The following is a 22,477-nucleotide window of genomic DNA, read 5'->3' as shown; positions in this document are numbered from 1 at the left end:
GTCTTAGTAAAAATAGATCTTCAGACTAAACTTTATGAATATTCGTATTTTTATCTAAGGTAAGGATTGCGGTTTTCCTGATGACCGGGAGGATCTGAGCGCCTTCAGCAGGCGTCTCTGCCCTGACACCGGTTTTACGAAATGAAAAATAAGCTTCATAAAAAGCAGAAGGGCTTCTCTTTCCGTGAAGAAAAACGGAGCAGAAATGTGCCTTTGGAAAAAAAGATTGGAAGATCCCGCAGGACGCCGTCACCCCGAAAATCTTCTCCACGACAGAGCTGAAGCGGAGTTTTCTACATGTATCAACACCGAAATACTTTTTCACAGCTTTTATAAAAAACTGTCTAGACTTATTTTAGCGGAGTTACTTCTGTATCACAATCTATTACTATTGATAAATTTAATAGTTGCATTAACAGAGCATATTTGTTAGAGTAAACTCACAATAAAACATTACTTCAAAACTTTTGAAGTGAGTTTAGAGGCGCACTGCTTATTATTAAACCTTTTGAGGGGATGGAAGCCCCTTTGATAAAGGCTGAAAGGAAGCCGTGCCGAAGCTGGGAATTCTTCCTCTTAATTCTCAGGCTGGGACTGTGTTGAACAAACACAGTACTGCCATATAGTTTAAATCGAACTGTATGGAGGGCTATCTCACGCTGAATAAACGAAATGTTTACAGCAGCAGCGGACCCTCTTCGCTGGTGCTTTTTATTTTCGTCCATTCAAGCCAATGATTTAGCTCTATTCAAGAAAATCGCTGCCAAGCGGTAAAAATATTGAATAGAGGTGTAGGAAATGAACTTTGGAAAAGTAATCACAGCAATGGTAACTCCATTCGATGAAAATGGAAATGTCGATACACTCGCCCTGCGCGATCTTATTAATCATCTTATTGCAAATGGTTCTGACGCTATTGTAGTTTCAGGAACGACTGGAGAAGCTCCGACTCTCTCCCATGAGGAAAAAGCCGCTTTATTTAAGAATACTGTGCAATTCACCTGCGGCCGTATACCTGTTATTGCAGGTACAGGCACCAACAGCACGCATGCTGCAGTGGAGCTTACCCTGCTCGCTGAACAGGCTGGTGTTGATGCAGTAATGCTCTCTACGCCATATTACAATAAACCTAACCAGCAGGGAATGTACCTTCATTTCAAAACAGTGGCTGATGCAACTTCTCTACCTGTCATGCTTTATAATGTACCTGGACGGACCGGTGTGCATCTTAACGCTGATACTACAGCAGCCCTGGCATCTGATGTGACGAATATTAAATCCATTAAGGATGCAAGTGGTGATCTGGACCATATGACAGCAGTAATTTCGCTTACGCCGGACGACTTTACTCTTTACAGCGGAGATGACAGTCTTACTCTTCCATCTCTTTCTGTTGGTGCAGAGGGAATAGTGTCAGTATCCTCCCATATTATTGGCACAGAAATGCAGGCTATGATAGCGGCTTACAACCGCGGTGATGCGAAATATGCTGCAAAACTGCATCGTGAACTTGTCCCTGTTATGGAAGCTATGTTCAGTGCTCCGAGTCCAGCTCCGGTGAAAGCCGCCCTGCGTATGATCGATGTAAAGGCAGGATCTGTCCGCCTGCCAATGACTCCACTCACCGCAGAGGAAGAACAACTGGTCTTTCAGGTGCTTCAGCATAAGCTAATATTCATCCGCTGTCTAATAAAACAATTGAAGAAACAATTTTTGAAAGTCATAAATTAAAATAATAGGGGAAAAAAGGAACCTTATTCTTTCTCCCGCAGGCACTCTGGAATTTAGAATTATTCTCTGAATTTCAGGGTGTTTATTTTATGTCTTATAATAAAATTCATGTAAACTGGAAGCTTCCGCGTCTGTTTATCAGCCGCTCTGAATTATAAGGCTGTAAGAGGCACACCTTTTCGCTCCCGGAAACCTGCAGTGACTTAAATATATACAAATCAAAGAATAGTATTTCTTAAGTATTTTCCACCAAAATTAAACCGGGTACCGCTTTTTACAGCAGCACCCGGTTTTGTTTGTAATTAATTTATTTATTGAGGTATCACATGGTATGTCCTCTACCCATTTAAATTAGGGTATTTAAGCTTGAGAAGCCGGTACACGTTTTGAACAATTACTTTAGAGACTGCATATGCAGGAATAGCGAGGATAAGACCTAACAGTCCAGCCAGGTTTCCTGCAAGCAGCAGGAGCAGAATAATTGTCAATGGATGAATGTGGAGCTTATGCCCCATCACATTAGGTGAAATCAAATTACTTTCGATCTGCTGAATTACGACAATTGCGACAATAACCCAAAGCGCAGTGATTGGCGAAGAGAAAAATGCAACAATTACTGCAGGCACAGTCCCGATAAACGGACCTACAAAAGGGATGAGGTTAGTAAACATGGCCACTAATGCCAAAACGAGCGGATAGTCGATTCCAATAATCAAATAGGCAATATAGGCAAGAACACCGACAAACACACTGACTATCGCCTGTCCCTGAATATAGGCACTCAATGTACTATCCATATCTGACATAATCCGCTTGCCTTCATCCTGCTGATCGTCAGGAAGATATCGAAGGATACTCTCTGGAAGCTTGTCAGCATCTTTTAAGAGGAAAAATAATACAAACGGAAGCACAATGATAACTGTAACGATGCTGATGACAACCCCAAAAAAGCTGGCTAAATTTCCACCAAACTGCGTCATTAAATTTTGAAGATTGTCTGTAATTACAGAGGGATCGAAATTACCCATTCCCGTTTCTCCCTGCGCCATTTGAACCCATTCATGATTTAATAAGTTATTAAACCAGCTTTCCATATCAGATAGTATCTGAGGAAAATTATTTACAAGATTAGAAATCTGATTCGATAAAATTGGGCCTGCAATTGCAATAAGTCCGGTAAGAATTCCAATAAACGTAAGAAAAATAAGCAGGATAGAAACTACCGTAGGCATGAATCTCTCAAGAAGTTTAACTAACGGCCTTAAAATATAATAAATTACTCCTCCAATGATAATAACTGGAGCAAGAGAGGTGAATGCCACTGCAAAAGGATAAAATATAAAAGGAACTTCCACCGAAAGCCTTACGATGAGTAGTATTAATACCACACTATATAAAAATAAAAACCATTTTGATTTCGGCATTTTTCGGCTCCCCCCATATTGGAATAGTATAATGAGGAAGCTTTCCAGCAGAAGTTTCTAAACGCCGGGCAAGCATCCCCATAATCTTTGAAATCAACTGCAATTAGAATAAATTACTTACAGATTCGTTATTTTGAACTCTGTGGATGCCTTCGGCGAGAAGCGGACCTATAGAAAGTACTTTGATACGTTCATCCTTTTTCTGCGCTGGAAGGTAAATCGAATTTGTAATAACCACTTCTTTTATATCAGACTCCCGAATACGGGATACTGCTGGTTCTGATAACACCCCGTGCGTACTGCATGCGTATACTTCTTTAGCACCAAACTCCAGCAGAGCAGCAGCCCCTGAAGTAATAGTACGGGCAGTATCAATCATGTCATCAATAATTATGGCAGACTTATTTTCAATGTCACCAATAATATTTATACCATGCACAGCACTAGATTCATTTTTTCTCTGCTTATCAATAAATGCAATTGGTGCGTTCAGCTGCTCCGCCAGTTTACGGGCGCGTCCAGTCCCGGCGTTTTCCGGTGCAATGACCACAATGTCTTCAAGATTTTTTTCTTTAAAGTAATCTCCGAGCAGCTTGTTGGCCCTAAGTTCGTCAACGGGGATATTAAAGAAACCTTGCACCTGAGCAGCATGAAGATCTACCGTAAGAACTCTTGTGGCTCCAGCAGATTCAAGCAGGTTTGCAATTAATTTTGCTGTTATCGGTTCCCGCGAACGTGCTTTTCGGTCCTGTCTGGAGTAACCGTAGTAAGGAATAACGATATTAATCGATCTTGCAGAAGCTCTTTTTAGTGCATCGATCATAATAAGAAGTTCCATCAGATATTCGTTGCCGGGTTCTGATGTGGACTGAATCAAGTATGTATCATACCCTCTTACCGTTTCTTCGATATTAATCTGTACTTCCCCGTCGCTGAAACGGGTAATGGATGAAGCACCCAGATTCATCCCCAGACTATCGGCGATCTCTTCAGCTAGAGTTCTATTGGAATTCAGTGTAAATATTTTCATAGTATTATGCATCGTTATACATCCTCTCCTCATTAATCAATGAGTTTATATTATCATATGAAAGGTAAGTTTGTGCGGTGATTTTAATTTTTTCCAATAGTTTCTCTTCCCTTATTAAGTAAGGTATAATAACAGGTATAGAAATATGACAGTGAGGAGGATCGAATTGTTAATTTTTCGCCACATACCGAATGGATTAACATTATCCAATCTTCTTTTCGGTTTTTTATCGATTGGAGCCACCAGTTTAGGTGATTATCAGAATGCCGCTATTTTTATATTGATTGGAATGATGTTTGACAGCATGGACGGCTGGACAGCCCGTAAAATGGGTGTTGAAACAAGTTTTGGCAAGGAGCTTGATTCTCTGGCAGATATCGTCACGTTTGGTGCTGCTCCAGCAATGCTTATTTTTTGGACAACTTTTAGTAATTTAGGCTTCATCGGACTTCTCATTGCCGGAACTTTTCCAGTATTTGGAGCTATCCGCCTTGCGAGATTTAATATAGATACAGAAACAACGTCAAAAAGTTATTTTACCGGCGTACCTATTACTGCGGCAGGCGGGATCATCGCCCTGTTGAGTCTATTTAATTACATTATTCCTCAGGCGGCTCTTTCTGCTGTTTACATGCTGTTATGCATCTTAATGGTAAGTCGTATTCCAGTTCCCAGTCTTAAAGAGGTTCCTGTCCCTAAATATACCGTAATCATAACCATGCTGTTAGTTTCTTTGATTATCGTTACACGGTACAACGCGTTAATTGAGTATTCAAATTTAATTGTTCTGGCCATCATTATTTACATTTTGTTTTTAATTGTTTTTGCAGTGCTTAAAAAAAAGCGGATTCGTAAAGCTGAGGGCTACGGGGAACCTCATTCCTGACTCTCTTCTGTTTACTTATCTCCATTATCACGTCTGCTTTCATAATCGGAATCAGAAGAACCATGTTCTTCTATATCTTCTAAAAATTCTTCTTTGAGGCTTTCTCTGGAGGACTCCGGAGTGTTCAATGGATCCAGTACAGTTTCTTCCGAAGGTCTTTTGCTCTCATTATGCTCATCTGCATGCTCAACAAGTGTGAGTGCTGTCGGCTGAACTTCGAGTCGCTCCATTGGGATAGTTTTACGACTGACTTCACAAATGCCGTACGTGCCTTGCTCTATTTTAGACAAGGCATAATTTATGTTCGCAATTTCTTTTTCATCCTTTGAGTTCAGTGCCTGCTCCTTATGCTGCTCTGAGAGCTCCGTCCCCTGGTCTCCAGGATGGTTATCATAATTGGACAATTCATCCGTTTGAATGCCTTCTTTAGACGTTCGATTTTTAAGCTCTGCTTTTCTGTTATTTAATATTTTTTCGAAATATCTTAAATCTTCTTTATTCATATTAAATGGCTCCTTTTCATGAGTGTAATTCATGTATACTATTCACTTAATAAGGAAGATATAAACATAAGGAAAAACCTGAAGAATAAAACTCTTCAGGCAGTAAATAATTATAAGATTAAGGTTAACAAGCTGCAAGCTTTTCGAACGTTCCCTTTTTACAAATATGGGCATTTTCTTACAGCGATAAAATTTCTGCCATAGAATAAATACTCGTATCCAGAGCTTTTTTCTTACCTAATGCTTGATCTATATCTTCGGAAAAAAGCTGATTGTTTCTAACTCCGATTACTTTACTGGAGTTAAATTTCAGCAATTCTTCGACTGCTTTCACACCCATTCGGCTTGCTAACAACCTGTCACCGGCCGTCGGGTCTCCTCCCCGCTGGATAAATCCAAGAACGGAAATTCGCGCTGATTCCCCTGTTTTATCTATCAGATCTTTTTGAAGAGATTTCGCATCTCCTGCTCCTTCTGCAAGCATAATTATATGGTGTAGTTTTCCTCTCTCTTTACCTTTATTAATTCTTCCTGCGATTTCGTCAATATGAAGCGGATCCTCCGGTACAATTATACTTTCAGCTCCCCCGCAGATTCCAGCATACAAAGCAAGGTCTCCACAGTATCTGCCCATCACTTCAATAATTGTCGTTTTTTCATGGGAAGTAGAAGTATCTCTAATTTTTGTGACCGCTTCCAGAACAGTATTAACAGCAGTATCAAATCCTATAGTGAAATCCGTATAGGCAAGATCATTATCGATTGTACCAGGTATACCTATAGTAGCGATTCCTTCTCTGGAGAGCGTTTGAGCTCCGCGAAAGGAGCCATCTCCCCCAATAACAACTAATCCTTCTATATTTCTTGTTTTTAAGTTTTCAACTGCTTTTTTTCTGCCGTTTTCTGTCATGAACTCTTCTGAACGGGACGTTTTTAAAAATGTACCTCCTTTATGGATAATATCTCCTACAGAGGACGCATTCATTTTTTTTATATCGTTTGACAGAAGTCCTTCATAGCCTTTTTTTACTCCAAAAATGTTTAGATTGTAATATAGTCCCGTTCGAACCACAGCTCTGATCGCTGCATTCATACCAGGAGAATCTCCTCCACTTGTTAAAACTGCCACATTCTTCATAACCATTACCTCCTGAATGTTGTCTGACGTCTAATCATAATTGTACGATTCCTTTTTTGATAATACTAGATCATTCTATTAATTCTTCTGTATTTGATACAATTTCGTTTGAAAATCGCTGCTTTCGCTTCTAATATACTCTGCTTGTGTAAACAGTAGAAATTTTGATAAGATTTTACTTTTTATTAACAACGTTTTGATTAAATTGAATTACGACCAGCCTTGACTCCTCTATCATGAAGGACAAGCGCCACCACGGGAACAAAAGCGAACGTTTATTTCTTATATACTTTTATTACCAAGTCAGTCAACTTAAAAATCGTACCCTTTTGCAATACATTTAAAGAAAAAACGTATCAGGCGTACGCCTAATACGTTTGAAAGATTCCTCGTGATTTTTCAATCTGCTCAATAACTTCTTCAAGCGTTCCCTGTTCCGACACAGGAAATTGGGGTTCGCCCCGGTCAATTATGTGACCCTCCACTAAAAAAGTTTTCATACCAACTTGTGCAGCTGCCATGTCTTCCTGTTTATCATTGCCAATCATTACACATTCTGACGGATTTACTCCCAATTCAGCTGCAATAAACTCATAATACTGCGGATGAGGCTTAGTAAAAGAACTGTTTTCATAAGCTGTAATTAAATCAAGTGGTAAATCAGAAATGCCTGCCCAGTCAAGCCTGTGTTCAATTGCTTTCTTTGGAAACACCGGATTCGTAGCAACCGCTACTTTAAGTCCCGCTTTCAGGGTCGTTTTGATTACTTCCCTTGCAGCTGGCACTGGGGAAGTCAATGAGGCGAACTGCGGAAATTCCTCTTCATAAAACTTATCCAGAGCAGGCCAGATTTCTTCTTTTGTTTTTTCAACTATCGGAAGAAAAGTCTCCGTGAAAACTGTTTCATTTGTCTTGCCGGCGTCTCTGCTTCTCACCATTGCCTCTGTACTCGTCCATAGTGCATATAAAAATGTTTTTTCATCTACAATTTCCGATAACTTTGGTGCCAGTGTTTTTGTATAATGACTGATAAATGCTTCTGTATCCATTGGAAGTAACGTGCCATCCAAGTCAAAGAGTACCGCTCGGAGCATTCTAAATTCCCTCCATTTCCAAAAAAAGCTGCCTGTCATTCCGACAGGCAGCTTTTTTATGAACCTGCTTTATTTTTTTCGCGATCTTTTTTCATCTGTTTGCTTCGAAGCTGACCGCACGCAGCATCTATATCAGAGCCCTGCTCGTGACGGACTCCGCATTGAACTCCTTCTTTCATAAGTGTGTCGAAAAACGTTAAAATATTGCTTTTTCGACTCTGCTCATACTGAATGTGTTCGTCAACAGGGTTATAAGGAATAAGATTTACATAAGACAGCTTTTTCTTATCCTTTATAAGCTCTGCAAGCTCCAGTGCAGTTTCTTTACTGTCGTTAACTCCATCGAGAAGAATGTATTCGAATGTAATTCTTCTGTTCGTCTTCTCCAGATAATAATCTACTGCTTCCATTAATTTCTCTATTGGCTGTGCTTTATTAATCTTCATGATGTCTGTACGCATTTTATTATTAGGTGCGTGAAGAGAAACCGCCAGATTCACCTGAATATTTTCATTGGCGAAATCATAAATACGCTTTATAATTCCGCTTGTGGATACTGTGATATGACGAGCTCCAATGGCAAGGCCGCGGTCACTATTCACGACGTGGAGAAAGGACATTAGATTATCGTAGTTGTCAAAAGGTTCGCCTATGCCCATTACGACAATATGACTGACTCTTTCTTCTTTTTCCTGCTCATCCATTGCTTTTTGAACGTGCATGATCTGTTCCACAATTTCTCCAGCTGAAAGATCTCTGCTTTTAGTCAGTAGCCCGCTTGCACAAAAGCTGCAGCCGATGTTACAGCCTACCTGTGTGGTAACACATACCGACGATCCATAATCAAACCGCATTAAAACTGTTTCAATTAAATTTCCGTCTTTTAATCGAAACAAAAATTTCATCGTTCCGTCCTGCGAAGTCTGTTTCGAATGGATATCAAGCGTCTGCAGCGTAAACGTATCTTTCAATATTTCGACCAGTTCCGATTTCATGTTTGTAATCTCGTCGAAACTGTCGATTCTTTTTTTATATAACCAATCCCAAATCTGCTGGGCTCTAAACGACTTATGCCCACGCTCGATAAACCAGTTTTCCAAATCAGCAAACGTGTAGCCGTAAATCGATTCTTTCATCGTAATTCCCTCATTTCTTAAAGCTGTTTCAAAACGCTCTTTTAAAACCATCTGCCATTATCTCAATTATTTATGATAAATGCAAGAGATTTACGGAGATAAGTTCATTTCATCTATAATATTCTCCATGTCGATTGCAAGTCCTACACGCTCCCGGCTGCCATCAACATTAATTCGGGATGTTGCGAAAACGACTCCGGCTACTTCTCCATCCTCCGTAATTACAGGGCTGCCGCTGCTCCCACGGTAAATGGGTGCTTCAAGAGCTATCACTTCAGCGTTTTTACTTGAAACATTCGTAGATTGAAGAAGGACTCCTTCGTTTGGAATAAAGTTAAAAAACCGAGGATTTCCAATAACATAGATCTGCTCGGAAGGACTCCACCCAGAATTTATTTCCAGCGAAGGATGAGGGAAATCTTCAGCCATTGGTTTTAAAACAGCAATATCAAGCTCTTCATTAACTTCTATTTCTTCTGTCAGATAGGATTCACCATTTTCAAAATGGACAGATATCTCAACTCCATCCCGGATAACATGTTCATTTGTCATTATATACCCTCCGCCGAACACAAATCCTGTACCCTTGGAGTTTTCAGTTCTTACAACGACAACAGACTCTTTGTACTCTTCCACTTTCTCATTATCAGACAGCTCGCTTGCATTTGACAGAAATTCAACCGCAGGAAAATTGAAAAGCTGAGGCCAGACTGCAAATACATTTACGAGGAGCGCCATTGTGATTAAAGAAGCAATCATAATTTTGAAAAATCTTTTCTTTTTTCCTGGAGGTTTATTATCCAGTTTTTCTTCTTCCGGCGGATTGAAAAATTCCTCTTTCGTTAAATATTCTTTCCCATCATAAAACAGCTCTTCTTTTTCCGGCTGCTCCTCAACATCTCCATCATTCCCGGAAACATCTGGAGAGGGATTTTCGGTGTCTTTGTTTTCTTTATCTTTGTCCGCCAATACCCTCACCTCATTTTGTCTAAAAAATTCTTTTATTTAGTATCGAACGGGCGGCATGCACTCCGGAACTGGAGGCGCCAACGCTCCCCGCTCCCGGGAATATGTTATCACCGCATACCCAGAGTCCCTTTATACCAGTTCGATGCTGGAGAGCACGCCATAGTGAAAAATCATTTGTCTGAGGGAATCCTCCAACTTTGCCTCCACTGCGATTTGTAAATCGTTCCCACGCACGGGGGCCTCCGCTCAAAAAATGGATAAGTGCATTTTCAAATCCGGGATATTTTTTTTCCAAAGCGTTGATTACAGCTCTCTCAATGTCTGCTGCTTTCTGGTCATAAATTTCTTTGTAGTTCCAGTTTTTTGTATTGATATGAGTTGAAATAGTTATCGTCCGGCAGCCTTCAGGCGCACGGTTTCTATCTGTAGAAGAGGAAAGGGAAACGAAAAAGTGATCTTCATCAAATGAAGAGGATTTATTTGAAAGCATAATCTGTTCAAAAAGCGGAGCATCAGCAGGGAAAATATCCTTCACGGCCAGGTAAAGTGTGTACGTTCCCCACTCCACATCCAAGGTGGCCCTTTTCTTCAGCTTCTTATTTAATTGGCTGTATAAAGGTTCTGACAGAAGTTTTTTCATATTAGCAGGAGGAGTATTTATAACAACATCGTCGGCTTGATACACGTTTCCTCGATGGTCTTCCACTTCCCACTGATAATCATTCGTAGAGCTTTTTCTGATATACGTTGCTCTTCTGGGTTTAAGGGCATTTCCTCCGTTAAATTTAAAATTTTCAATCAATGACTCTATTAGTTTATAGAGTCCTCCTTCCACGTACCAGACACCATCATGGTAGATGTCCAAAGCCATACAGCCCATTAAAAGGGTACAGTTCTGATAGGTAGTCTGCATACTGTCCATCAGCACTCCATTAATAAACTGAACAAACAGCTGATGTTCTGTCAGATCATGTTTTTTCACAAAATAATCCAGAGTAAATGGCAGAAGTGGAAGAAGTTTTAACGAAGAAAGCGTAAATCCTTTCAGGACTGAACCTGTTTCCCGAAAAGTGCCCGGTGGAACAACTGGAAAATGAACCATATGTTTTTTCAGCGGTTCAGCAGTTTTCCAAACTTCCCTGAAAAAAGCTTCAATTCTAGATGCTTCATCCGGTACTTTCTCATACCACATATTTATGAAAGTTTCTCTGTCACTGTAATAGGGGAGCGATTCGTGCTCAATCGTTACATCCATCACCTTATCCAGACGCTTTGATTTTACATTTATATTTAAGTAATTATTTATTCTCCCGTGTATACCCTGCTCAGCAAATCCCATCGCCAATGTAGCCCCTACAGGAAAAAGAAATTTACCTCTCTGAAATTTGCCGGAACATCCTCCCCATTCAGCTGCAGCTTCCAGGAGCGTCACTTCGCATTGATTTTTCTGAAGCATGGCAGCTGCTGTACTTCCAGCAAAACCAGAACCAATAACAACAATTTTTTTACTCATCCTTTGTCACCTCTTTCTCTATTATGCAAATGGAGAAGAGGATTTGCAAAATATAAGACCGAACATAAAAAAACACCACAGCCGGAACTAACAGCTGCGGTGTTTTTCGATTCCATTAACCTTCCAAAAGAAGCTGCTCCGGGTCTTCAAGAAGCTCTTTTACTTTTACTAAAAAGCCGACAGCATCCTTTCCATCAATAATACGGTGATCGTAGGAAAGTGCAATATACATCATCGGTCTGTTTTCAAATCGTTCATTATCAATAGCTACAGGACGCATCTGTGTTTTATGCATTCCAAGAATACCTACTTGTGGAGTGTTCAAAATTGGCGTTGATAAAAGCGAGCCAAAGACACCTCCGTTTGTAATTGTAAAACTGCCTCCCTGAAGATCGTCAAGCTTCAGTTTTTTCTTTTGTGCTTTTTCTGCCAGAGTACCAACTTCTTTTTCAATACCGGCGAAATCATGACGGTCTGCATCGCGCACTACCGGAACGACAAGTCCATCATCGGTGGATACCGCGATTCCAATGTCATAGAATTGCTTCAGGATAACTTCATCTCCGTTAATTTCAGCATTAACATATGGATATTTCTTTAACGCTCCTATTACGGCTTTTGTAAAGAAAGACATAAAACCTAATTTCACTTCATTGTCTTCAAGAAATTTTTCTTTGCGGCGGTTTCTCAAAGCAAGCAGATTGGTCATATCAACTTCATTGAATGTAGTTAGCATAGCAGCCTCGTGCTGAGCCTGCACAAGCCGCTTGGCAATCGTCTGGCGTCTTCTTGACAATTTCTCGCGGATAACCGGTTTCGACGGATTTTCCTGAGGTTTTTCTTCAGTTTTAGACTTCTCCTGATTGGACTGTTTCTTAGACGACTGATGCTCATCGATATCTTCTTTACGGACTTTTCCCAGTGGATCCCTTGGGTTGATTTCGTTAAGATCAATTCCTTTTTCCCGGGCATATTTTCGGGTAGCCGGAGAAGCAATAACCCGGTCTCCGCTGCTGTCTGAAGAGTCCTCTTTTGGAGTACTTTCCTTTTTATCAGCAGCCGGTTCACTCTTTTCTGATTTCTGCTTTTCAGGTTCAGGCTCTTCTTTTTTGTCCGCCTCTTTATCTGAGCTTTCCTCCGTGCTTTCAGCAGAGCCTTCAGAAGCTTCTGTATCGATTACTGCAATGACATCGCCTACTTTAACAGTATCGCCTTCTTCTGCTTTCGTTTCCTTTAATACTCCAGCTTCATCGGCAGAAATTTCAACGTTGACTTTATCTGTTTCCAGTTCAACGATATCTTCGCCTTTTTCCACGTAATCACCGGGCTGTTTTAACCACTCAGCTACGGTTCCTTCTGTAACGGATTCTGCAAGTTCTGGTACTTTCACTTCTAGCATTAATCATTACTCCCTTCGCCATCTCGACTAGTTGCTTCTTCAATAATTCGCGTTTGTTCCAGCTTATGGACTTTTGGATCGCCTTCAGCTGTACTGGATCGGCGGCGGCGGCCGATAAATTCTACTGGTATCTCTCCATTCGTCAAGCTCTGAAGATGTGTAGAAATGTAATGCCACGCTCCCATGTTCTGTGGCTCTTCCTGAACCCATACAAATTCTTCCACATTCTTATACTTATCAATTATATCTTTGATATTTTTACGTGGAAAAGGATATAACTCCTCTACTTTGATCAGTTGAAGCCAATCAGGAAGACTGTCTTGCTCAGCCAGATGTTCTTCAATGTCTACCGCCACTTTTCCTGTTGCAAATATGACCCGTTTCACTTTTTTCGCCGTTTTAGCAAGTTTACTGTGGGCAATCACCGGGTGGAATTCCCCTTCCGCCAGATCGGTGATTTCTGAGGCAACATTTTCATTTCGAAGCAGACTTTTAGGCGCCATTAAAACAAGCGGCCGGATTACGTCTTCTTTCAGCATTTTGGCCTGACGTCTCAGGAGATGAAAATACTGACTTGCCTTCGTGAGATTTGTAACGTGCCAGTTGTTTTCTGCAGCCAGTGTAAGGAAGCGTTCCATTCTCGCACTTGAATGCTCCGGACCCTGTCCTTCGTAGCCGTGCGGCAGAAGCAGAACGAGACCTGATTTCTGCCCCCATTTTGCCCGACCGCTCGAAATAAACTGATCAAATAATACTTGCGCACCATTAGAAAAATCTCCGTACTGAGCTTCCCAAATTGTTAGAGTTTCCGGTGACTGAACGTTATATCCGTATTCAAAACCGACGCAGGCTGCTTCTGCAAGCGGACTGTTATGAACGGCAAAAGATGATTTCGCACCGGAAAGAGCATGCAGCGGATAATGGGTGGAGTCATTTTCATAATCATGAAGGACGAGGTGTCTCTGGGAAAAAGTACCTCTTTCTGTATCCTGACCAGTAAGCCTTATCGGTGTTCCATCAGTAATAATTGACGCAAAAGCAAGCGTTTCGGCATGGCCCCAATCGATTTTCCCACCGTCTTCTATCGCTTCTACACGGCGGTTCAGAATTTTTTCAAGTTTCGGGAATACATTGAAATTTTCCGGATACTGGAGCAGTTCGTCATTAATTTTACGAAGCGATTCTTTGGAAATCGATGTATCAATTCCTTCAAGACGGTCTTCCACATATTCCGGCGGACTCATCTCACTATCGATATGTTCGCGCTTATTTCCTTTTATGTTCTCAAAGTAATCAGTAAGCTCATCCGTAAATGTTTTTCTCAAATTCTTGAATTCATCTTCGTCGAGAACACCTTCTTTAACGAGCTGTTCCCCGTAAATATTAAAAACAGTCGGATGATCGTTAACCTTTTTATAAAGCTGCGGCTGAGTAGCCAAAGGTTCATCCATTTCATTATGTCCATACCGGCGGTAACCGATCAAATCAATCACAATATCCTTGTTAAATTCCTGGCGGTAAATATAAGCCAGATGCATAGCAGAAATACAGGCTTCAACATCATCAGCATTCACGTGAATAACAGGAATTTCATATCCTTTTGCAAGATCACTGGCATATTTTGTGGAGCGTGAATCATCGCTTACGGTTGTAAAACCGATAAGGTTATTGGCAATTATGTGAATAGTTCCTCCGGTTTTATATCCATTAAGCCGGCTTAAATTTAAAGTTTCAGCTACAACTCCCTGCCCTGGAAAAGCGGCATCTCCGTGAATGAGGATCGGCATAGCCTTAGTCGTATCCTGAACGGGTTTTCCTGGGTTGGAACGGTCGTCCTGTGCAGCTCTTGTGAGTCCTTCGACGACCGGGTCTACAAATTCGAGGTGGCTTGGATTGTTTGCAAGAGTAATCGTAACGTTTGTCTTTTCCTCATCGAGTTTCAGATTGGCACCAAGGTGGTACTTAACATCTCCCGTCCATCCATAGTTAATACCTACAGACCCTTCAGACGGTACAAGTTCTTTATTTGGCGCGTCATGAAATTCTGAAAATATTAGTTCATAAGGTTTTCCTAAAACGTGGGCAAGGACGTTCAGACGTCCACGGTGAGCCATACCAATCATAATTTTTTCGCAGCCATCTTCTACGGATTCACTTACTGCTTCATCAAGCATTGGAACCATCGTATCCAGACCTTCGATAGAAAACCTTTTTTGCCCTTTGAAGGTTTTATGTATAAAATGTTCAAAACCTTCCACCTGATTCAGGCGGTCCAGGAGCTGTTTTTTAATTTCAACATTTAATTCCGGCATATAATCCCCGGATTCTACTCTCTTAAAGAGCCAGCGGCGCTCTTCAATCTCATGAACCTGCTTGAATTCGAAAGCCAGTCTCTTCGTGTACGATTCTTTTAAATGTTCGACTGCTTCCAGACCATTGCTGAAGGATTCATAATTGTGGGGGGAAAGAAGTTCCGGTGGTACAAGTTTTAACTCTTCTTCTGTAAGTTCAAAGTTTTCATACTTAAAAATGTCCGCCGGCTCCTCCAGTCGGACAGGTGTGATGTCAGCCATTAAATGTCCGTTTCTTCTAATTGATTCTGCCAGCCTCATTGCGTTTACAGCTGTGTGAAAATCTTTTGTGCCCCGGCTTTCCGTCTGGGGAACTGTAGCTGCAGCTCCATTTTTATCATCATAGGCTCCCCACTTTTCAAAAAAAGCAGTTAAATCATCTTCTACATAGTCCGGATCTTCCAGAAAATCTTCATATTTTTCCAGCATGTACCCAAGGTTAGGCCCGTAAAACTGGGACCACCCTTCACTCATTTTAATTGTCTCGCTGCCCATGTCTGTTACCTCCAGTGAATTGTAAATATGTAAATGACGTCACCGAGTAATGTAAAACGTTTACACAAATATTCTATCATTATATTTGTCTTTCCTCAAAGGTTAGTTTATAGAATTCAAGCTTATTCGTCCTATTAAAAACTGCTTTAGCAGGTTTTAAATACGTCCACCTGTTATAATCCTTAACTTTCACCGCCTATTTTTCTCCAGAAACGAATCAACCTTTTAACGGCTTCTTCAAGTTCAGACATCGAGTAGGCGTAGGAGAGCCGTATATAACCTTCCCCAAATGACGAAAATGCATTACCGGGAACGACAGCTAATTTCTCTTCTGAAAGAAGCTTGAGCGAAAATTCGTATGAGGATAGACCACTTTTTGAAATATCAGGGAATATATAAAAAGCTCCTTCCGGCACAACTGCAGGAATAGAAGCATCCTGAAGCTGCTTGACAAGCCATACCCTTCTTCTATTATAAATGGTTCTCATATTAACCGGATCTGTCAAACCTGAAGTCAGAGCAGCCAATGCTGCGGCCTGGGAAATGGAACTCGCGCAGCTTACGTTATACTGATGAACTTTAAGCAGGTGCCGCGCCACTGATTCATGAGCAAATAAAAACCCTATCCTCCATCCAGTCATCGAATGTGATTTACTGAGCCCATTTATAACAATAGTTTTTTCTTTCATATTTGGAAGAGATGCTATAGATTCATGTTTACCATTATAACGCAGTTCACTGTATATCTCATCCGCTACAACAAAAACTTCCTCCTGTTCAAGAACGGAATGAAGTTCCCTCAATTCATATTCTGAAAGAACGACACCGGTAGGGTTAGATGGATAAGGGAGCATTACTGCTTTCGTCTTTTTCGTTATATGCTTTAAAAGCTGCTCTTTCGTTAGTTTAAATCCGCTTTTTCTAGTATCAACAAAAATAACTTCCGCTCCGCACTGTTTAATGATCGGTTCGTACGCAGGGTAAGCAGGGGCTGGCACGATAACCTCGTCCCCAGGTTCCAAAATGGTCCGCATCGTTACATCAATAGCCTGAGAGGCTCCCACAGTTACTATGATTTCACTATCAGCCATATAAGTTAAATTATATCTTTTTTCTGCCCATGCTGAAGCAGCTTTTCGCAGCTCTATTGTGCCTGCATTCGCTGTGTAAGTCGTTTCGTTATTAACGATTGCTTCAGCTGCTGCTGTTTTAATATGTTCCGGTGTGGGGAAATCCGGCTGTCCCAGTGTTAATTGTACAGCTTCCGGATACTGTTGTACTCTATTAAAAAACTGTCTAATTCCGGAAATTTCCAAATTAGTTACCTGTTGATTCAGTTTTTGATTCATGCGGAGAATTCACCTTTCCTATGATCGTTTTAATTATGCCATCTATACATATTGGAAGCTTTTGTGAACGTAGAAATCTTATGCAAGTATAACATTGTTTCAACAGCCTGTAGATACATTCATTTTAATCTGTCATTCAAGTGAATCTCCATTATTGTAGCAGCCTGACATTTGTCTGTTCCCTTATAAGAGAGGTATTTCACAGATAGGTCACTCTATTTTTCGGTATTACAGAAGTGAAAGTACAGTTCGCAAGCACTAATTAATGAGCCACAGAAAATAAAATTGTCATAAAAAACCATTTATTCAAAAAGAAGTCTGCAAATTAACAAGCTCTGCAGACTGAAACAAAATTATAATGAGTGAATTTTATTGGAATCAATTTCATAAGCACAGTTCCTGAAGGAATATAGGAAGGTTTAGGTAACTTTATACCTTTACTTTCTTATCAGCTATGAGATCGCAGTGAAATACGGTAACTCCCGCAGAATCAGCTTAGTCTGAAGATCCACTTTTGCGAAAAGGATTTCTTACAACAGTGAGCTGAAGACAAGTCCTAAGGAAAGCAACCGGATGAAGCGGAGATCTTACCTAATTCAAACTCGTGTATATCCGTTCTAACGGTGTATCGTGAAATTCGTTCAATTGAATGAATATTCTTCAGCAATCATTTCCGTACCTGTCCTCCCGAGAAGATAGACTGCAATTGCAAAGGCTTCTGTCTGATCTCTCATTCGCTTCCATCCCTGAGGCTGGTTTTCTACGTGAACGATAAATTCCTCACTTTGATTAACACTTCCATTTTGTATATCCTTGAGAAATACTACAGCTTCCTCCATCCCGCTTCTGCCGCTCTGCATGACTTCATAAAAAGACACAAATCCGTGCATTACACCTCGATATCTCGTGACATGTACCGGTACACCCGCTTCGTGAAGACGTTTTGCGTAACTTTCTCCCTCATCACGCAGGGGATCAAATTCTGCCGTAATAATCAGCGCCGGAGGCAGGTCATGAAGGTTTTTTGCCTGCAGCGGGGAAGTATAAGGATGTGCCCACATCGTCTGCTGAGGAGTATAGCTTTCCCTGGCCTGATACATAATGGATTTAGACAAAAGGTAATAGCCGCTGTCGTATGTTTCTCTGGAAGATAAGGGAATTTCCTGAAATGTGGTTATAGGATAAAACAATACCTGCGCCGCCAGATCCGGACCTTTTCTATCTCTGGCCATTTGGGAAACGACTGTAGCTATATTTCCTCCTGCACTATCTCCCATAACGGATATCATATCCTTATCTCCTCCTAACATCTCTGCGTGATTTTCAGCCCAGAGGAGAGCCTTGTAACTATCTTCCACAGCTGCTGGAAAAATATGTTCAGGAGCAAGTCTGTAAGCAGGAGCGATCACAACGTTTCCTGTTTTTGAGGCGATAGATCGAATTATATTATCATGCGTTTCCAGCCCTCCATATCCTTTCATAAAAGCTCCTCCATGATAATAAAGAGTTATTGGAAATGGCCCCTCACCGCGCGGTCTATAAATGCGCACCGGTATTTCTTCATTATCTTCAAGAGGAATTGTCATTTCGTTTTTTATGAGATAGGATTCGTTTCCGTCTCCCCCGGAAACAATTTCAGGTACAGAAATATCAACGTCCAGATCTACTAGATTGTTATTAACAGCATGAAGGACCACGGCTGTTTTTGCAGGAAGTCTTCCTTCTTCAGTTGACTGCCACATTTGAATGGAAACAAGAACTGTAATAATCATTAGTGAACAGAGCAGGGTACCAGTCAAAAATACATTTTTGAAAACAACTTTTATCCACTTCATCAGTTTAATCTCCTTAAAGATCTGATTGGGAATAACAATCTCTGTTTACTTCCTTCACTTAAGTGGTATTGGACAAAATGAACCGAAACGATTTTTACTTACTATGTATTATACACGATTTCACACATTTTTTTAACTTTTTTCACTTATTCATTTCTATTCAGGAGGATTTTTTTATGAGTAATACTTTACAACAGCTAGAACGCAGTCTTCAGTCACTTGATAATAAATCTTATAATGCCTTGAAATCAATTCAGGGGAACTATCAGACAGATCTCGATAACACGTTGTTTATCGATTATGTACAGGGAGATCCTTTCGCTGCACCTTCACGTATAAGATTTCGGATCCCCTTGTCCAGTACCGACCTTACTTTCACTGACATGGAAGAATATCACCGGCTTGTAGCAGCGAAACATTTCTTCTCAAAAGAATTTACGTTTGAAAAAGACAAAAAGAAAAATCCTGTGAGAGGAACTGGCAAAAGCGGTATGATTTTTATTGATACCCCGGGACAGGAAGTAATTGAACGGAGTGCAGTGGCAATAACTGAAAAATATATTGAATTTCGAATCTCCTGCGGTATTCCTGCAAATGGCAGAAAAATATCCGGAAAACAGGCTGCAAATCTGCTGTGCCGTATTATACCTTCTATTGCTGAAGCCACCCTCGAAAATTACCGCCGAAGCAATTTTCAGGAATCACTGGAAGTTGCAGACAATCAGGTTTTCATCCGTAAAAAAATGTCAGAGAACGGATTAACTGCGTTTGTAAGCAATGGCTCTGTCCTCCCCCGCGAAAGCGGTCACAGCAATAGACCCCTTCCCGAAAAAGAAGCTGTTCCGTTCCATTCTCCGAAAGTATGGGAATATACGTTTACGCTTACCAACGGCAGGAAAATTACAGGTATGGGAATAAAACGAGGTGTCACGTTAATTGTCGGAGGCGGCTACCATGGAAAAAGCACTTTGTTGAAAGCTATTGAACGAGGAGTATATAACCATGAGAAAGGGGACGGCCGGGAATATGTTCTGGCAGACAGCTCAGCAGTTAAAATCCGTGCCGAAGATGACAGAAGCATTCGAAATGTCAATATTTCTCCTTTTATAAATGAACTGCCTATGCAGAAAAAAACGGATCAGTTTTCTTCTGCAGATGCCAGCGGAAGCACCTCTCAGGCAGCAGGTATTATGGAGGCACTTGAGATGAAAAGCCGCGTGCTTCTAATGGATGAAGATACCAGCGCAACAAACTTTATGATCCGCGACGCGCGCATGCAGAAACTCGTCAAAAAAGAGAAAGAACCGATCACCCCTTTTATTGACCGCATAAGAGATCTCTATGAACAACACGGCGTTTCAACAATTTTAGTATTAGGTGGGTCGGGCGATTATTTTGACGTGGCAGATTACGTAGTGATGATGGATGAATACCGTCCTTTTGATAAGACCAAAGAAGCGAAAGAGCTTGTTAATAGTGTGGAAACCATCCGTGAGAAAGAAAACCCGATAACTTTTCCTGAAACATTAAACAGGCACTTCCCTAAAAAAATAATTGAAAATAAACTTGATCGAAAAGGTAAAATCCAGGCAAGAGGCCTTCACCAGATCTCTATCGGTAAAAATTCCCTTCCCCTCCATGCAGTGGAACAATTGATTTCTGAAAGCCAGACTGAAGCAATTGCAATGATATTAAAAAAAATCATAAAACAGAACGAAAATGCTTCTACCGAAGAATTAATTGACGGGATTTACAAAAGTATTGAAGAAGAAGGACTGGAAAGTGTTTCTCCATTTGCCGGCCAGCACCCGGGTAATCTGGCTCTGCCAAGAAAGTTTGAAATCGCCGCAGCTTTAAACAGGATACGTGACTGACGTCAGTTTACCGCTGATATTTCGTGAGAACAGCTCCTGATAAAAAGCCTTCATGACTGAAAATCGTCATGAAGGCTTTTTAATTCTGTAAAAATTTATTTCCGTGATTCAAGTGCTTTTCAAAATAGACCTGCAGGCTCACTTCAATATAAATTAATACTTGAAACAATTTCGCAGCTGCATATATTAAGAAACTACATGAACATTATCCGTTTTTATGGGATAGACTTCATTATAAAAATTCATTCCCTGCTGCTCTTACAGAATTTTAATTAAACTTTACCGTTATTAAAATGGGCAGCATACTTCCCGTAGCCTTCTTTCTCCAGCTCAGAGACTGGGATGAACTTCAAGGAAGCGGAGTTAATACAGTACCTTAAGCCGGTAGGCTTGGGCCCGTCCGGAAAAACGTGTCCCAGATGAGAGTCCCCTTCTGCACTGCGCACTTCTGTACGAACCATAAAGTTACTTTTATCTGTTTTCTCAATGACACTCTCCTCATTTAATGGCTTCGAAAAACTGGGCCATCCGCAGTTTGATTCGAATTTATCCCTGGAATGGAAAAGTGCTTCTCCGGAAACAATATCCACATAAAGACCTTCTTCGAAAAAATTCCATAAATCATTTTGGAACGGCGGTTCTGTTGCATCTTCCTGCGTAACTTTATACTGCATCGGTGTAAGTTTTGTTTTTAAATCTTCGTTGTTTTTCATCATTGATTCCCCCAGTACTGATTAATAAAAGAAGCACGTCCGCTGCCCTTTTTATACATTTTGTAATGCAGTGGATTGGTTTTGTAGTAATCCTGGTGATATTTCTCAGCTTTGTAAAACGGCTTTGCCGGGATAATTTCTGTCACTATAGGTTTTTTAAACGGTCCATTTACATCCAGATCATGTTTTGATTTTTCGGCTGCATCCCGCTGTTCTTCATCATGATAGAAAATAGCTGTACTGTAAGACTTTCCTCGATCATGAAACTGACCTCCCGAATCTGTCGGATCAATCTGCTGCCAGAAAAGCTCCAGCAGCTTTTCATAAGCAAAAACGTCTGGATCATAAGTTATCTGAACCGCTTCTCTATGGCCGGTTCTCTCAGAGCATACTTCTTCATAAGTAGGGTTTTCTGTCTCTCCCCCTGTATACCCGGATACAATACTCTCAATCCCGGGCTGTTCATCGAAAGGGGAAACCATGCACCAGAAACACCCTCCGGCAAATGTAGCTTTTTTATTCATTTGAACATTCCTCCTTGAACCCATGTCTCTGTTAAAATCAATCTCCCCTCTAAAGGTGCAGGCCTTAAGAAGATGAAATTTTAAAATCACAATAAAAAACTATAACAGAGCTGTCTTTATCATATCATTTGTGGAAGATTATAAGAAAAGATGTGAACCGATTGAATATTCAGAATTTTTTGTGTATAATATTCATAAAGGAAAGTGAGGTGCATCAATATGAACTCGTGCCCTCAGTGCGGCAGTGAAGTGTATTCCCACCGCTGGCAGACTGTCAGTACGGAACGAGGCGGCGCTTATACCGTTTTTACCTATAATACTATAAAATGCTCTAAAAATTGCGGTTATGCCTCTACAACTTCTGATAACTCCAAAAGGTTTGAACATGTCTGAAGCATACTTTTACATCGTTCCTGCCTGATTCTGTCTTTTATTAAAGTTTGCGCCCGGTTGCTCCAGCCGAGCGACGGCGTTGATTTTAAATCTGTGAAGCCGGCTTCATCATGAATTCGA

17 protein-coding genes and 1 riboswitch are annotated in these 22,477 nt (G+C 40.8%); of the genes, 3 read left to right on the top strand and 14 right to left on the bottom strand.

Going from position 1 to position 22,477, the window contains the following annotated elements; all coding sequences use genetic code 11:
* The first annotated feature begins 471 nt into the window (after positions 1–471).
* Positions 472–660, top strand: a riboswitch (Lysine riboswitch).
* A 138-nt stretch (positions 661–798) separates the two neighbouring features.
* Positions 799–1,731 (top strand): 4-hydroxy-tetrahydrodipicolinate synthase, encoded by a 933-nt coding sequence (gene dapA, locus FTX54_RS08445; RefSeq protein WP_147802165.1) that lies wholly within the window; start codon positions 799–801, stop codon positions 1,729–1,731.
* 338 nt (positions 1,732–2,069) lie between these two features.
* Here dapA and FTX54_RS08440 read toward each other — a convergent pair whose 3' ends face one another.
* Together FTX54_RS08440 and FTX54_RS08435 are read right to left on the bottom strand one after the other, a co-directional pair.
* Positions 2,070–3,155, bottom strand: coding sequence for an AI-2E family transporter (locus FTX54_RS08440; RefSeq protein WP_147802164.1), 1,086 nt, complete (start codon positions 3,153–3,155; stop codon positions 2,070–2,072).
* A gap of 103 nt (positions 3,156–3,258) precedes the next feature.
* On the bottom strand, positions 3,259–4,197 hold the full coding sequence (locus FTX54_RS08435) for a ribose-phosphate diphosphokinase (RefSeq protein WP_147802163.1): 939 nt from the start codon (positions 4,195–4,197) through the stop codon (positions 3,259–3,261).
* A 133-nt stretch (positions 4,198–4,330) separates the two neighbouring features.
* Between FTX54_RS08435 and pssA the strand changes: the two genes are divergently transcribed.
* Positions 4,331–5,071 carry a CDP-diacylglycerol--serine O-phosphatidyltransferase gene (gene pssA / locus FTX54_RS08430; protein ID WP_422387423.1) on the top strand — a complete coding sequence of 247 codons (741 nt, stop codon included), beginning with the start codon at positions 4,331–4,333 and terminating at the stop codon, positions 5,069–5,071.
* 11 nt (positions 5,072–5,082) lie between these two features.
* Here pssA and FTX54_RS08425 read toward each other — a convergent pair whose 3' ends face one another.
* The 10 genes from FTX54_RS08425 to FTX54_RS08380 form a co-directional block, all read right to left on the bottom strand.
* Positions 5,083–5,574 (bottom strand): hypothetical protein, encoded by a 492-nt coding sequence (locus tag FTX54_RS08425; RefSeq protein ID WP_147802162.1) that lies wholly within the window; start codon positions 5,572–5,574, stop codon positions 5,083–5,085.
* A 178-nt stretch (positions 5,575–5,752) separates the two neighbouring features.
* Positions 5,753–6,712, bottom strand: a complete 960-nt coding sequence (gene pfkA / locus FTX54_RS08420; protein ID WP_147802161.1) for a 6-phosphofructokinase — start codon at positions 6,710–6,712, stop codon at positions 5,753–5,755.
* A gap of 368 nt (positions 6,713–7,080) precedes the next feature.
* Positions 7,081–7,806, bottom strand: coding sequence for an HAD family hydrolase (locus FTX54_RS08415; protein WP_147802160.1), 726 nt, complete (start codon positions 7,804–7,806; stop codon positions 7,081–7,083).
* A 56-nt stretch (positions 7,807–7,862) separates the two neighbouring features.
* Entirely contained in the window at positions 7,863–8,942 is a 1,080-nt protein-coding gene (rlmN, locus tag FTX54_RS08410) for a 23S rRNA (adenine(2503)-C(2))-methyltransferase RlmN (protein WP_147802159.1), read from the bottom strand.
* A gap of 90 nt (positions 8,943–9,032) precedes the next feature.
* Positions 9,033–9,911 (bottom strand): trypsin-like peptidase domain-containing protein, encoded by an 879-nt coding sequence (locus tag FTX54_RS08405; protein ID WP_147802158.1) that lies wholly within the window; start codon positions 9,909–9,911, stop codon positions 9,033–9,035.
* Between the two features lie 19 nt (positions 9,912–9,930).
* Positions 9,931–11,424, bottom strand: a complete 1,494-nt coding sequence (locus tag FTX54_RS08400; protein WP_147802157.1) for a phytoene desaturase family protein — start codon at positions 11,422–11,424, stop codon at positions 9,931–9,933.
* Between the two features lie 115 nt (positions 11,425–11,539).
* The gene (gene odhB / locus FTX54_RS08395; protein ID WP_147802156.1) at positions 11,540–12,823 is read right to left on the bottom strand and encodes a 2-oxoglutarate dehydrogenase complex dihydrolipoyllysine-residue succinyltransferase; all 1,284 of its coding nucleotides are present in this window, start codon (positions 12,821–12,823) and stop codon (positions 11,540–11,542) included.
* On the bottom strand, positions 12,823–15,669 hold the full coding sequence (locus FTX54_RS08390; RefSeq protein ID WP_147802155.1) for a 2-oxoglutarate dehydrogenase E1 component: 2,847 nt from the start codon (positions 15,667–15,669) through the stop codon (positions 12,823–12,825). The genes odhB and FTX54_RS08390 overlap by 1 nt, the downstream gene beginning before the upstream one ends.
* A gap of 182 nt (positions 15,670–15,851) precedes the next feature.
* On the bottom strand, positions 15,852–17,018 hold the full coding sequence (locus tag FTX54_RS08385) for an aminotransferase A (RefSeq protein ID WP_147802154.1): 1,167 nt from the start codon (positions 17,016–17,018) through the stop codon (positions 15,852–15,854).
* A 641-nt stretch (positions 17,019–17,659) separates the two neighbouring features.
* Positions 17,660–18,853, bottom strand: a complete 1,194-nt coding sequence (locus tag FTX54_RS08380) for an alpha/beta hydrolase (protein WP_147802153.1) — start codon at positions 18,851–18,853, stop codon at positions 17,660–17,662.
* A 176-nt stretch (positions 18,854–19,029) separates the two neighbouring features.
* Here FTX54_RS08380 and FTX54_RS08375 point away from each other — a divergent pair, with 176 nt between their 5' ends.
* Positions 19,030–20,727, top strand: a complete 1,698-nt coding sequence (locus tag FTX54_RS08375; protein WP_147802152.1) for an ABC-ATPase domain-containing protein — start codon at positions 19,030–19,032, stop codon at positions 20,725–20,727.
* A gap of 272 nt (positions 20,728–20,999) precedes the next feature.
* Here FTX54_RS08375 and msrB read toward each other — a convergent pair whose 3' ends face one another.
* Both msrB and msrA read right to left on the bottom strand, forming a co-directional pair.
* The gene (gene msrB / locus FTX54_RS08370) at positions 21,000–21,443 is read right to left on the bottom strand and encodes a peptide-methionine (R)-S-oxide reductase MsrB (protein WP_147802151.1); all 444 of its coding nucleotides are present in this window, start codon (positions 21,441–21,443) and stop codon (positions 21,000–21,002) included.
* Positions 21,440–21,964: a peptide-methionine (S)-S-oxide reductase MsrA gene (msrA, locus tag FTX54_RS08365; RefSeq protein WP_147802150.1), complete on the bottom strand. Its 525-nt coding sequence runs from the start codon at positions 21,962–21,964 to the stop codon at positions 21,440–21,442. The genes msrB and msrA overlap by 4 nt, the downstream gene beginning before the upstream one ends.
* Positions 21,965–22,477 lie beyond the last annotated feature (513 nt).

This window comes from Alkalicoccus halolimnae (assembly GCF_008014775.2).
Classification (GTDB): Bacteria; Bacillota; Bacilli; order Bacillales; family Salisediminibacteriaceae; genus Alkalicoccus; species Alkalicoccus halolimnae.
The sequence above is the reverse complement of the archived record's forward strand: the minus strand, read 5'-3'. Positions and strand labels throughout refer to the sequence as shown.

Excerpts from the sequence above, each read along its gene's own strand:
- dapA (WP_147802165.1), top strand. The coding sequence starts at position 799 with ATGAACTTTGGAAAAGTAATCACAGCAATGGTAACTCCATTCGATGAA.
- FTX54_RS08440 (WP_147802164.1), bottom strand. The coding sequence starts at position 3,155 with ATGCCGAAATCAAAATGGTTTTTATTTTTATATAGTGTGGTATTAATA.
- FTX54_RS08435 (WP_147802163.1), bottom strand. The coding sequence starts at position 4,197 with ATGCATAATACTATGAAAATATTTACACTGAATTCCAATAGAACTCTA.
- pssA (WP_422387423.1), top strand. The coding sequence starts at position 4,331 with ATGACAGTGAGGAGGATCGAATTGTTAATTTTTCGCCACATACCGAAT.
- FTX54_RS08425 (WP_147802162.1), bottom strand. The coding sequence starts at position 5,574 with ATGAATAAAGAAGATTTAAGATATTTCGAAAAAATATTAAATAACAGA.
- pfkA (WP_147802161.1), bottom strand. The coding sequence starts at position 6,712 with ATGAAGAATGTGGCAGTTTTAACAAGTGGAGGAGATTCTCCTGGTATG.
- FTX54_RS08415 (WP_147802160.1), bottom strand. The coding sequence starts at position 7,806 with ATGCTCCGAGCGGTACTCTTTGACTTGGATGGCACGTTACTTCCAATG.
- rlmN (WP_147802159.1), bottom strand. The coding sequence starts at position 8,942 with ATGAAAGAATCGATTTACGGCTACACGTTTGCTGATTTGGAAAACTGG.
- FTX54_RS08400 (WP_147802157.1), bottom strand. The coding sequence starts at position 11,424 with ATGAGTAAAAAAATTGTTGTTATTGGTTCTGGTTTTGCTGGAAGTACA.
- odhB (WP_147802156.1), bottom strand. The coding sequence starts at position 12,823 with ATGCTAGAAGTGAAAGTACCAGAACTTGCAGAATCCGTTACAGAAGGA.
- FTX54_RS08390 (WP_147802155.1), bottom strand. The coding sequence starts at position 15,669 with ATGGGCAGCGAGACAATTAAAATGAGTGAAGGGTGGTCCCAGTTTTAC.
- FTX54_RS08385 (WP_147802154.1), bottom strand. The coding sequence starts at position 17,018 with ATGAATCAAAAACTGAATCAACAGGTAACTAATTTGGAAATTTCCGGA.
- FTX54_RS08380 (WP_147802153.1), bottom strand. The coding sequence starts at position 18,853 with ATGAAGTGGATAAAAGTTGTTTTCAAAAATGTATTTTTGACTGGTACC.
- FTX54_RS08375 (WP_147802152.1), top strand. The coding sequence starts at position 19,030 with ATGAGTAATACTTTACAACAGCTAGAACGCAGTCTTCAGTCACTTGAT.
- msrB (WP_147802151.1), bottom strand. The coding sequence starts at position 21,443 with ATGATGAAAAACAACGAAGATTTAAAAACAAAACTTACACCGATGCAG.
- msrA (WP_147802150.1), bottom strand. The coding sequence starts at position 21,964 with ATGAATAAAAAAGCTACATTTGCCGGAGGGTGTTTCTGGTGCATGGTT.